This is a genomic window from Sphingomonas sp. GW822-FHT03G08 (assembly GCF_058801135.1).
In genome coordinates this window covers 382349-394404 of sequence record NZ_JBXAMZ010000002.1, presented here as the reverse complement: position 1 = coordinate 394404, position 12056 = coordinate 382349, and the positions used below count along the sequence as shown (strand labels likewise).

Here is a 12056-nt window from a genome sequence, read left to right as displayed (position 1 = left end):
GCCATGAACCTTCCCGCACTTCGTCTCGTCGAACAGGCTGACCGCCCGGTCAGCGGCGCGCCGGTGGCCGTCCGCGAGCTCTCCGTCGCCTTTGGGCAGAACCAGGTGCTCGACCGGCTGAGCCTGCATATCGAACCCGGCGAATTCGTCGCGATCGTCGGCCGATCGGGCTGCGGCAAGAGCACCCTGCTGCGCGCGGTCATGGGGCTGATCCAGCCGGGCGGCGGCGGCATCGAGGTCGATCTCGCCGCGGCACGGCTGGTTTTCCAGGAGCCACGGCTACTGCCCTGGGCGAGCGTGCGCGAGAATGTCGCGATAGGCGCGCCGACCGGGCTCGATGCCGCCGAGCGCGACCGGCTGGTCGATGCCCGGCTTGCCGAAGTCGGGCTGGCCGACAAGGCCGAGCAATGGCCCGCCGCGCTCTCCGGCGGCCAGCGTCAGCGGGTTGCGCTTGCCCGCGCGCTGATCAGCCAGCCGCGCCTGCTCGCGCTCGACGAGCCGCTCGGCGCGCTCGACGCGCTTACCCGCATCGAGATGCAGGCACTGGTCGAGACCGTGTGGGCGAGCGAAGGCTTTTCGGCGCTGCTCGTCACCCATGACGTGGCCGAGGCGGTAGCGCTGGCCGACCGGGTCGTGGTGATGGAAGCGGGCAGGATCGCGCTCGACCTGCCGATCGCCGTGCCCCGCCCACGCCGCCACGGCGATGCTGAGCTGGCGGCGCTGGAAGGGCTGATCCTCGACCGGCTGCTCGGGCGCTGATTGCCTACACCGTTCCGGCGGCGATCCGCGAAAGTACACGAAGTACAGGCCAAGGACGGTTTTGCGCCCAGAGCCGAGTTCTCAGTGCAGCTTGAGCCTGGGGCGAACGAACCTGTTGATATAGCTTACTAAAATCAGGATCGTACCGCGGATCCTGCCATGCACCGCCAGCAGGTGCATGCGGTAGAGCGACATGTAGACGAAGCGTGCCAGCCGTCCTTCAACTGCCATGCGTCCGCCGACCAGCCGGCCCATCAGCGATCCCACGGTGGAGAAGCGGCTGAGCGATACCAGCGAACCGTGATCGCGGTAGACAAAGGTCTTGAGCGGCATGCCGGCCATCAGGCGGGAAAGATTGGCGAAGGCGGTGTCCGCCATCTGGTGTGCCGCCTGCGCGCGCGGCGGGATCGGGCGGTCGCTGCCGGCGGGCGTATAGGAGGCGCAGTCGCCGATCGCGAAGATGCGCTCGTCGTCCAGGCTCTGCAGCGTCGGCCGCACGATGACCTGGTCGCCTCGCGACAGCCGCAGCCCGTCCAGCCCCTCGCGGATCGGCGCCGCCTTCACCCCGGCGGCCCAGAGCTGGAGATCGGCGGGCACGAAAATGCCCCCACGCGTCTCCATGCCGAGTGGCGTCGAGGCGGTTACGGCGACGCCAGTCATCACCTTGACGCCGAGCACCTCCAGCTCCTCGCGCGCGGCATCGGCCAGACGCTCGGGCAATGCCGGCAGGATGCGCGGCCCAGCCTCGAGCAGGGTCACGTCCAGCCGCTTCCGGTCGAACACCTCGAGCCCGTAATAGCTGAGGCCGTCGGCTGCGTTGTAGAGTTCGGCCGCCAGCTCGACGCCAGTGGCGCCGCCGCCGACAATGGCGATGCGCACGCGCGCATCCGATGCCGGATCCTCGGACATGGCGCGCGACACGCGCAGGCAATGATCGAGCAGCTGGTCGCGGAAGCTGTCCGCCTGGGCCTGGCTGTCGAGGAACAGGCAGTTCTCGGCGACGCCCGGCGTGCCGAAGTCATTGGTGACAGAGCCATAGGCCAGCACCAGATAGTCATAGCGCACCGTATGCGCGCCGATCACTTCGCGCCCCTTGGGATCGAGCACGGGCGCGAGATGGACGCGGCGCGCGGTGCGATCGATCCGCTCCAGCGTGCCATAATGATAGCGATAGCCCCAGCGATGGCAGTGGCTGCGATAGCCCACCTCGTCGAGGCTGGCATCGAGCGAGCCCGCCGCCACCTCGTGCAGCAGCGGCTTCCAGATATGGGTGCGGTTTCGATCGATCAGGATGATGTCGTGCCGCTTGCGGCCGTAGCGGCTGCCGAGCTTGCGCGCGAGTTCAAGGCCGGCGGCACCGCCGCCGACGATCACGATCTGGATCTTCCTGTCGCTTGTCATGCTCGCTCCGCGGTCTGGGTCGTTCGAGTCACATCCGGCGCGTTGCACGTTGCAATGCCTCGCGGCGGATCGCAAAACAGGATGTGGCCGACGACAATTTCACTGAACGCAATCGCCAGGAGATCATCGCGATCGCCACGCGGCATTTCGCCGACAAGGGCTTTGCCGGCGCGCGGGTCGACGAGATCGCCGCGGCCACGGCCACCTCGAAGCGGATGATCTACTATCATTTCGGCAGCAAGGACGGGCTCTACCGCGCGGTGCTGACCGAAGCCTATCGCGGCTTCCGCTCGGCCGAGCTCGACACCGGGCTCGACGCGCTGCCGGCGATCGAGGCGCTGGCCCGACTGACCGGGCACAGCTTCGATTTCCACTTCCGCCATCCCGAGCTGGTGCGGCTGGTGATGGACGAGAACATGCGGCGCGGGCCGCATGTCGGCGGGATCTCGGAAGGGCGCAACGAAGTGGTGCTGCCGCGTACCCGGGCGCTGCTCGATCGCGGCGTGGTCGAGGGGAGCTTCCGTGCCGGCATCGACGCCGCCGACCTGCACATGACGATCAGCGCGCTCGCCTTCTACTTCGTGGCCAATCGCTACACTTTCGGCACGATCTTCGGCGCGGACATGGAGAGCGAGGCGGCCGTCGCGCAGCGGCGCGAACAGGTGATCGACACTGTCTTGCGCTATTGCCGCGCGGATGGCTGACGCCTGCATCAGAACTGGACCTTGACCTGGCTGCCGAACGCCAGCGCGTTGCGGGTGCGGCGGAAGGCGAAGGTGCCCGGATCGAGGATATACTGGACGTCCGGCCGGATGCTGAGCCAGCGGCGCAGCTGGATGCCGTAGCTCAGCTCGATCGCGGTCTCGCCGGCCGGCAGCGAGACGAAGCCTTCGGGCACGGCCTGGGACGCCTCGTGCAGGTCGCGCAGCCGCGGATTGACCCGCGCCTGGATAATGCCGAGCGCGATCGTATCGGCATCGCGGCTGGCGAAGGTGCCGGTCTTGACCAGGCCGGCAGCGAACCACCGGGTGATCGGCGCCGATGCCCGGGGATTGGCGGCGAACTGCCCGAAGACAGAGAGCCCCCTGCCCCCGCTGCCGCGCACCACCATCTGGTCGGCCAGGATATAGGCGCCGTAGCGGCCGGTAACGCTGCCCGGGCGGCCCTGCCGCGCCACCGTCGAGCTGTCATAGTAGAAGCCGAGCTTGTAGTGGCCCGGCAGCACGCGACTGTCCTTGCCGATGCCCGGATCATATTCGACTTCGATCGGCACCAGCACGCCCGTCGAGCCGCCGGCGAAGGGACGGAAGGCATTATGCTCGTCGTTGAGGCGGGGATTGACCTGGAAGAGGCCGGTGCGCAGCGTCACATCCGGGCGCAGCCGATAGCGCAGCGTGGCGCCCCAGCGGGCATTGGGGTAATTGTACCAGCCGGTGTCGCCCGAAAAGGCCAGCGGGTGCGCGCAGAAGGCGGCGTTCACCAGGTTGCAGCCGATCGCCATGCCGCCCAGATCATTGCCCATCGCGAAATAGCCGACGCGCAGGTTCAGCCGGCCGCTATCGAAATTCTGCTCGATGCTGAATTCGGTGAGCTTGGTGAAGTTGCCGCCCGCCGCTTCCTGGATCGGCAGGCGGTTGCCGACGATATCCGACGAGACGCCGATGCCGCGCCGGTCGTTGAGCGTGAGATGGAAGAGCGCGCCCGACCAGCCGATCGTCCTGTCGAGATCGACATCGACGCCGGCGCGCAGCTGCTGGGTATAGCCGGTGCCGCGCTTCAGGCCGCCATCGACGGCGGCGAAGGTCTCGGAGACATAATCGGCGCGGAGGCTGATCCCCGCCTCGCGCAGGTCGCTGCGCGCGCCGCCCCAATCGCCGGTGAGCGTCTCCCGATCCGGGGACAACAGGCCCGGCTCGGCAGGCGCAGACGCTTCCGCTTGGGCATGCGCTCCTGAAAGGGGGGCGGCGGACAGCAAAGCCGCTGCGAATATCGGTGTGTACCGGGCCAAAGCGCCCTCCTTCCCGTGTCGTCGGACACGGGATCATCCAGTGTTGAACAAGGGCGGGAGCGCAGCGGCGGGCCGCGCTCCCGATCATCGGGTCAGGGCAGCGCGTAGGCGATCACATAGTCGCCCCGATCAGGGGACTGGCGCGCGCCGCCTGCGGTGATCACGACATATTGCTTGCCGGTGCGCGGCGAGCGGTAGCTCATCGGCCCGCCCTGGCTGCCGACCGGCAATCGCGCCTTCCATACCTCTGCGCCGTTCGCCGAGTTGAAGGCCCGCAGGTAATAATCCTGGGTGCCGGCGATGAAGACGAGGCCGCCCTGCGTGGCCAGCGTGCCACCCAGAGTCGGCAGGCCGATCGGGATCGGCAGGCCCATGCGGATGCCGAGCGGGCCGGTGTCGCGCACCGTGCCGACCGGCACCTGCCACTTGATGCTGCGCGTCTTGAGGTCGATCGCGGTCAGCGTGCCGTAGGGCGGCGCCTGGCATGGCACGCCGAGCGCGGAGAGGAAGCGATCCTTCACCACCGAATAGGGTGTGCCCTTCAGCGGAACGCTGCCCATGCCAGTGTTGACCGCCTCGCCGGCCGCGCCGCTCTTGCCCGCCTGTGTGGCGGTCTGCGGCACCATCCGCACCCACAGGCCCAGCCGCATGTCGTTGACGAAGACGGTGCCGGTGGTCGGATCGGTCGAGACGCCGCCCCAGTTCATGCCGCCGAGCGAGCCGGGGAAGCTGAGCGACTTGTCGGTGCCGGGTGCGGTGTACAGCCCCTCATAGCGCATGCCCTTGAACGCGATGCGGCAGAGCAGCTGGTCGAACGGGGTGGCACCCCACATGTCCTTCTCGGCGAGCGGACCCACGCCGATCTGCGGCATGCCGACCGAGCGCGGCTGGGTGCGCGCATAGGGTTCGCCGGGGATGTCCGCCGCCTTGACCGGCGTCTCGACGACCTTGGTCAGCGGCTTGCCGGTGGCGCGGTCGAGCACATAGACCTGCCCGGCCTTGGTGCCGACGATCAGCGCCGGGACGGCCGGCCGACCGGGCATGGGGAAGTCTATGAAGCTCGGCTGCATCGGCACGTCGAAGTCCCAGAGATCGTTGTGGACGGTCTGGAAATGCCACTTCTCGCGGCCGGTAGTGGCGTCGAGCGCGAGGATCGAGGCGCCGTATTTGTGGTCGAGAGCCGTGCGCGGCACGCCGTACAGGTCGACCGACGAACTGCCGACCGGCATGAACACAGTGTTCGAGTCCGCGTCATAGGACATGGAAGACCAGACGTTCGGGGTCGAACGCGTATAAGTCTGTCCCGCCGGGGGCGTGCCGGTGATCGCGGGATTGCCGGGATCGAACGCCCAGCGCAGCTTGCCGCTGATCACGTCGAAGCCGCGGACCACGCCGCCGGGCATGTCGGTCTGGACATTGTCGGCGATGCGGCCGCCGACCACGACCGTGGTGCCGGCCAGCGTCGGCGCGGCGGTGAGCTGATATTGCGGGTCGGGCGCGTTGCCGAGGCCGGCCTTGAGATCGACCCGGCCGCCCTGGCCGAAGTCCGTGCAGAACTTGCCGGTATCGGCGTCGAGCGCGATCAGCTCGGCGTTGATCGTGTTCATCAGGATGCGGCGCTGGCAGGCGGCACCCTCCGGCACGGTGGCTGCGGCGACCGGCGTCGCGCCGGGCAGGCTCGGCTGTTGCAGCGGCGCGCGCGCATCGAAATAGGCGAGGCCGCGGCAGCGCATCCATACCGAGGCATGCGCGTTGATCAGCGCCTTCCACTTCTCGCGGCCGGTATCGGCATCGAGCGCGATGACGTTGTTGTGCGGGGTGCAGATATAGACGGTGTCGCCGATCTGCAGCGGCGTATCCTGATCCTCGGCGCCATTGCCGTCGCTCACCGCGACATCGCCGGTGCGATAGGTCCAGGCGACCTTGAGGTTCTGCACATTGTCGCGGGTGATCTGGTCCAGCGCGACGAAGCGGCTGCCGCCCGGCGTGTTGCCATAGGCGGCCCAATCCTTCTGCGCCTGTGCCGGATCGACGGGGAGCAGCGCGCCCGGCGTGCTGGCAAAGGCCACGGTCGGGTGCGGCACGAACATCGCGCCGAAGCCGGTCGCCGAGGCGATGCCGAGCACGGCGCCCGTCGCAAGCGCCGGGCGCCACATCGGGGCCAGCCCCTCTGCGCGGCGCAGCAAGGGATAGGACAGCGCCACCACCGTCGCGCCGACGCCCATCGCGAGCAGGCGGGAGATCAGCGGCCAGAAGCTCAGACCGACTTCCCATAGCGCCCAGAGGATCGTCAGCGCGAAGGTGGCGCCGAAGACCAGCGCGCCGGCCGAGCGACGGCGCGCGATCAGCACGCCGGATGCCACCAGCGCGATACCCGCGAGCAGGAAGTAGAAACTGCCGCCAAGGCTCACCAGCCTGGCGCCGCCGATGGCAAAGAACAGGCCCGCCGCGAGCAGTACCAGGCCCAAAAGCACCAGCCAGCTGCGCGTAAGCAGGCTGGCCCATTGTCTAGTGCCCGACATGCGGCACCTCCTTCTTGCGTAACGATCGTCGGGGAGGCCGGAATGCGGTTGGGCGATGGGACGCGTCGAATCGCGGAACCGTCGCGGCGGCGACGTCAACTGTGTACCAGTTAGTACATTCAGGGACGAAGTTCAAGCCGGACGGCCTGGCGGAGTGGTCGCCGGCAAATCCGGCACAGCGTCTTCCACCCGACCTGGCACCCTTGCGGCAAGCCCAACGAGGAACGCGCGCGATGCTTCGCGGATCGTGACCGGGAGAAGGGATTGCGATAGACCCGCGGCGTGCCCGTGAACCGATCAACGCTTCCCCTTGGTATTTCCGTCGATGCGATCGTCGACCAGGCGCTGGATCTTATTGCGTCCGGGGGACTCGCCGAACTGACACTGCGACCACTCGCGACCAGCCTTGGCGTCAGCGTGCCTGTCATCTCGGCGCGCATGGGCAGCAAGGAGCAGCTAGTTGAGGGCGTAACGCAGGCAGCGCATGCGCGCGACCTGGTGTTCTTCGAAAAATGGGGAGCGCTTGCGAGCGATGTGGGCGCCAGGGACAGCGCCTCGCGCGCCGCCATCGCCGAACTGGCACTGCGCGAATGGGTGACCCGGGAGCGACGCCAGGCGATCCTCCTGATCGAGCTGGTGCATGATCGTGCGTTGCGGCCCGATCGGCTGCCTGTGCTCGAGGATTGGCTCGACGATGCCGGGCGGTTCTGGGCCGAACTGATCTTCGGGGACGCGGCGCTGGCCGAGCTGGCGCTCGGCTATGTGCTGGACGAGGCCGGATTCTCGCTCGGCGCCGGCGACGATCCGAAATATGCGCTGCTCCGTTCGCTGTGCCTCCAGCGCTTTGCGAGTGGCATCTTTCCAGGCGCGGATGCCGACAAGGGCGCCGTGATCGCATCGCTGATCAGCCGGCTCGATGCCGCCGTGACGCCGGCAGCCGAGGAAGAAGATGCGAAGCGCCAACGGATCACGAGCAGCGCCGCCGACCTGATCGTCTCGCAAGGCATCGAAAGCGTCACGCACCGCTCGGTCGCGCTTGCCGCCGGCGTGCCGGCCTCCACGGTCGTCTATCATTTCGGGGCCCGCGCCACCCTGGTGGTGGCCGGCCTCCATGCGGTCATTGCCCGCTTCCATAGCCGGCGGAGTGATATCCGCATCGACCATAATGGCACGCCCCCCAACGACACCAGTATCCAGGACCTGGTCAAGGCAACCTCGATGATCGCGCTCGCCAGCGCCCGCGAACCCAGCCTGCTGCCCTATGCGATCGACATGCGGCGCAGGCGCGGCGAGAACTGGCGCGCGAGCGACATGGCGCCAATGGGGATCGGTATCGGCGCGGGCTTCGACCGCGCGGCCGGACAGGTCCTATCGATTGCCGCCTTCGGCATGGGCATGATCGGCATGGCGCGCAAAACTCCCGATCGCGCGCACTTTGCCCATGCCCTAGCCGCGCTGGAGACCTGGCGGACCCGGTCGACCGGCTGAGCGCGCGGAGTCATCGAAACGGCACAACCCGCTGATAGGCGCCGGGCCGGAGTGCGGCGGGATGGCGGATCGGGAAATATTGTCGGGCACGCGCCTCGTCGTGCTGTCGCTGCCGTCGCTGGCCTTTGCAGGCTATGACCTCGCCCGGCGGGTGTTCCTGGCACCGTATCTTTCCGGCGAACTCGCGCTGCAGGTCGGTGTTGTCGGCTGGCTGGTGCTGCTCGCCAATTTCGCGTCGATTCCGGCCGAGTTGCTCGCGGGATCGATGGGCGATCACGGATCGGATCGGCTCGGGCGGCGGCGACTATGGATGATCCTGGGTACCGCGCTGGTGCTGATCGGCACCGCCGGACTGCTGCGACAGGGCACCGCGCCATCGATCACCTCGGTGGCAGTCGCACTGGTCGCGCTGGTGGTCGGCTGGGCCTTGTGCAACGTCACGCACGGCGCCTGGGCACTCGAGGCCGCGCACGATAACCGGTCCCGGGGACGGATATTCGGCACGCGGACGCTGTTCGGGATCGCTGGCGGTATCTGCTTTTCGGCGATCGGCGCACTGCAGGTCGCCAGCTGGCCCTCCCCTTTCACCGTCATCATGATCACCGTCGCCTTTGGTGCGCTGGTACTGCACGCCACACTCGTCACCCTGTTGCCTGACCAGGCGCCCGCGCCGGGCAGGTGGCGGCTCGCCTCGCTGCTCGATCCGTTGCGGCTGCTGTTCGCCAGTCGCGGCAATCGCCGGCTGGCAGCGCTGTTCGCGCTCAACGGTGCACATGCGGCGATCACCACCACCGGCTATTTCTACATGGTCGACAATGGCCTGGGGCTGCACGGCTGGGCGCCAACCGGGATCCTCGTTCAGACCATCTGCGCCGCCATCGGCATCCTGGCGGCGATCCGGATCGGCGCCAGTCTCAGCGCGCACGCGCTGCTGCGGCTGACGCTCTGGGCGAATCTGGGCCTGGCGCTTGCCCTGCCGCTGCTGCCCGCCGGCTCGCCAGTCGCGCTGATTCTGTGGACGGTGCCGTTCGGGCTGACCTCCGCGATCGACTTCATGGCCCTGCGGATGCTGCTCGGCGCGCGGCTCGATGCCGGAGGCTCGCCGTCGGGGAAGCGTGCAGCCGCGCATTATGCCGGGTTCCACCTGCCCTTCAATCTATGTGGCGCCGTCGCTTCGGGGCTGTTGTTCGCGGGCTATCGCACCCTGGGCTTCGACCCGCGCGCGGCCCTTGGGCCTGAACAGACGTTCGCGCCGGTGCTGCTCGTCCCGGGCGCGGCAGCCGCGCTGATCACGTTGGTTTCACTCAGAATTCTGGCGGATTCCTCGCTGGACGAGCCCGCCGGAATATCTTCAGCAATGCGCACAACTCCCGAGGCACTCACTGAACAAGTGTAATTATGCCGTCATGGATACACCATAGGAGGTGCCCCGTATCCCGCCGAATCGGTGGGACTTCGAGGGGTATTTCGGATGAGAACCGACCTGTTTCGTGCGCTGATGGCCAGCGCAGCAACGCTCGGCTGCGGCTTTGGCGTTACTGAACAAGCGTTTGCACAGAACGCCAACACCGCTCCCGTACAGACGAGCGAGGCTTCCGGGGATACCGGCCTCGCCGACATCGTCGTCACTGCGCAGCGCCGCCAGGAAAAGGCACAATCGGTGCCGATCTCGATCACCTCGGTCAGCGGCCAGGCGCTGGAGGACAGCGGCTTCACCTCGCTCACCGACCTGCAATATGTTGTGCCCGGCGTTCAATATGACCCCACCCAGGGCGCCGCCTTCCAGATCCGCGGCGTCGGCAGCACTTCGTTCGATTTCTCCAATGCCAAATCAGTCAATGTCGTCGTCGACGACGTCGTGATGGATGCCCAGCGCGACAACGGCCTGATCGGCCTTACCGATATCCAGCGCGTCGACGTGCTGATGGGCCCGCAGGGCACGCTGTTCGGCAAGAACTCGACCTCGGGTGTGATCGCGATCACCACCAACAAGCCGGTGATCGGCCAGTTCTCCGGCACCGCCTACGCCAGCTATGGCGAGCGCAACGACCGCAACACCAATGCGACCGTGAACGTGCCGCTCAGCGATCAGGCCGCGCTGCGCGTCTCCGCTTTCGCACTGGGGCAGGACGGCAAGGGCCGCTATGTGGTGCTCGACCGCAATCTCGGCCTGGTCAGCGAATGGGGCGTGCGCGGCAAGCTGCTGTTCCAGCCGGCGCCGTCGCTCGAACTGGTGCTCGCCGGCGAATATACCCACCATATCGACACTGCCATCCGCGTGCCCGTTGGCGGCCCGGCCGGATCGACCTTTGCGCCCGCCGCCGCGCTAACCGCGGCGCAGATCGCGCTTGGCGTCGTCCCGGGGCCGGAGAACGCCGACAGCGCCGACGGATCGCTGGGCCATAACACCACGACCAACAAGGGCGGTTCGCTCCATGTGAACTATGAGATGGGCCAGCACACGCTGACCTCGATCACCGCCTATCGCGAGACGAGTTTCGACAACGACACGCCCGCCGATCTGCTGCCCCGCAACGTCTATGCCTATATCCCGTTCAATTCAGGCCGGCTGAAGACGAACAAGTTCAGCGAGGAGATCCACTTCGCCTCGCCCACCGGCGGCACGATCGAGTATCTGTTCGGCGCCTTCTACAACAAGCTGAATGCCAAGCAGACCCAGCTGCAATGGGGCACGCTCGGCACGCCGCTGCTGTCGCCTGCCGGTGTCCCGTCGCCGACGCTCTATGCGGTGACCGGCGCCTTCGATCCGATCACCAAGGCGATGCTGGGCAACGCCGTGCTGTTCGACGCCACCAACGAGGCGGCGGCCGCGTTCGGCCAGGTCAAGATCACGCCGGCGCGCCGGTTCAGCGTGACCTTTGGCGGGCGCTACAATTACGACTGGAACAGCCAGACGATCAGCTACGTCAATATCGATCCCAGGCCGATCACCGGCTATTCGCCGATCTTCGTCGCCACCGGCGCCGGGCCGACCGAGGCGTTCCGCACGGGATCGAAGAAGGGCGGCCGCTTCACCTATCGCATCGCGCCGCAATTCACGATCAGCCGCGACCTGATGGTCTATGCAAGCTATGCCACGGGCTACAAGCCGGGCGGCGTCGCCTTTGTCGGCAACCGCTACGATCCATACAATCCGGAATCGGTGAAGAGCTGGGAAATCGGCTTGAAGAGCGAGCTGTTCGATCGCCGCGCCCGGTTCAACCTCGCAGCCTTCTCGTCAAAGTTCACCGATTTCCAGGCGACGATCCTGACGCCGGTGAGCACCGGCATCGGCGGGTTCATCCTGGCGTCGGCGATCGGCAACGCGCCGGGCCTGCGTTCGCGCGGCATCGAGGCGTCGCTCATGGTCAAGCCGGCGCGGCAGATCACGCTGGGCGGCTCGGTTACCTATACCGACGCCACCTTCACCGATTATGTCGCCAGCCCGACCGCCAACTATACCGGCACGCGCCTTACCAATGCGCCCGAATGGCAGGCTAGCGTGACGATGGACTATGCCGACGAGATCGGCGCCGGGCTGAACTTCAAGGCGCATCTCGACTATGGCTATCGCAGCGACACCCAGACGGTGACCGGCGCGATGCTCGGCGACATCCTCGCCCCGGCCGTCAGCAACGCGGATGGCACCAAGACGCCCAATTCCACCTATTCGCGGATCCCGGGCTATGGCTTGCTCAACGGGCGTGTCAGCCTGGCCAAGCTGGACGGCGTGGTGGAGTTCGGCGTCTATGCCCGCAACCTGCTGAACACCTATTATTCCACCGGCTGGCAGATCTACGGCCCGCTTGGCCTGCTGCACTATACCTCGCCGAACGCCTACCGGACGCTCGGTGCCTTCGCCAAGATCAACTTCTGAC

8 protein-coding genes are annotated in these 12056 nt (G+C 67.2%); 5 read left to right on the top strand and 3 right to left on the bottom strand.

What is annotated here, in order from left to right:
- Positions 1-3 precede the first annotated feature (3 nt).
- A complete protein-coding gene (locus AC1RJ5_RS19325) occupies positions 4-759 on the top strand; it encodes an ABC transporter ATP-binding protein (protein ID WP_342249082.1) in 756 nt (251 codons plus the stop codon).
- 81 nt (positions 760-840) lie between these two features.
- Here AC1RJ5_RS19325 and AC1RJ5_RS19320 read toward each other — a convergent pair whose 3' ends face one another.
- Complete coding sequence (locus AC1RJ5_RS19320; protein WP_342249083.1) at positions 841-2160, bottom strand: NAD(P)/FAD-dependent oxidoreductase; 1320 nt, start codon at positions 2158-2160, stop codon at positions 841-843.
- A gap of 83 nt (positions 2161-2243) precedes the next feature.
- Here AC1RJ5_RS19320 and AC1RJ5_RS19315 point away from each other — a divergent pair, with 83 nt between their 5' ends.
- Positions 2244-2864 carry a TetR family transcriptional regulator gene (locus AC1RJ5_RS19315; RefSeq protein WP_493115153.1) on the top strand — a complete coding sequence of 207 codons (621 nt, stop codon included), beginning with the start codon at positions 2244-2246 and terminating at the stop codon, positions 2862-2864.
- 8 nt (positions 2865-2872) lie between these two features.
- Here the strand turns inward: AC1RJ5_RS19315 and AC1RJ5_RS19310 are convergent, their stop codons facing one another.
- Complete coding sequence (locus tag AC1RJ5_RS19310) at positions 2873-4063, bottom strand: carbohydrate porin (protein ID WP_493115151.1); 1191 nt, start codon at positions 4061-4063, stop codon at positions 2873-2875.
- A gap of 197 nt (positions 4064-4260) precedes the next feature.
- Entirely contained in the window at positions 4261-6690 is a 2430-nt protein-coding gene (locus AC1RJ5_RS19305; RefSeq protein WP_493115149.1) for a glucose/quinate/shikimate family membrane-bound PQQ-dependent dehydrogenase, read from the bottom strand.
- A gap of 282 nt (positions 6691-6972) precedes the next feature.
- Here AC1RJ5_RS19305 and AC1RJ5_RS19300 point away from each other — a divergent pair, with 282 nt between their 5' ends.
- The 3 genes from AC1RJ5_RS19300 to AC1RJ5_RS19290 all read left to right on the top strand — a co-directional run bounded on the left by AC1RJ5_RS19300 (position 6973) and on the right by AC1RJ5_RS19290 (position 12055).
- Positions 6973-8178: a TetR/AcrR family transcriptional regulator gene (locus tag AC1RJ5_RS19300; protein WP_493115147.1), complete on the top strand. Its 1206-nt coding sequence runs from the start codon at positions 6973-6975 to the stop codon at positions 8176-8178.
- A gap of 61 nt (positions 8179-8239) precedes the next feature.
- Positions 8240-9574: an MFS transporter gene (locus tag AC1RJ5_RS19295; RefSeq protein ID WP_493115145.1), complete on the top strand. Its 1335-nt coding sequence runs from the start codon at positions 8240-8242 to the stop codon at positions 9572-9574.
- 102 nt (positions 9575-9676) lie between these two features.
- Positions 9677-12055: a TonB-dependent receptor gene (locus AC1RJ5_RS19290; protein WP_493115143.1), complete on the top strand. Its 2379-nt coding sequence runs from the start codon at positions 9677-9679 to the stop codon at positions 12053-12055.
- Position 12056 lies beyond the last annotated feature (1 nt).

Excerpts from the sequence above, each read along its gene's own strand:
- AC1RJ5_RS19325 (WP_342249082.1), top strand. The coding sequence starts at position 4 with ATGAACCTTCCCGCACTTCGTCTCGTCGAACAGGCTGACCGCCCGGTC.
- AC1RJ5_RS19320 (WP_342249083.1), bottom strand. The coding sequence starts at position 2,160 with ATGACAAGCGACAGGAAGATCCAGATCGTGATCGTCGGCGGCGGTGCC.
- AC1RJ5_RS19305 (WP_493115149.1), bottom strand. The coding sequence starts at position 6,690 with ATGTCGGGCACTAGACAATGGGCCAGCCTGCTTACGCGCAGCTGGCTG.
- AC1RJ5_RS19295 (WP_493115145.1), top strand. The coding sequence starts at position 8,240 with ATGGCGGATCGGGAAATATTGTCGGGCACGCGCCTCGTCGTGCTGTCG.
- AC1RJ5_RS19290 (WP_493115143.1), top strand. The coding sequence starts at position 9,677 with ATGGCCAGCGCAGCAACGCTCGGCTGCGGCTTTGGCGTTACTGAACAA.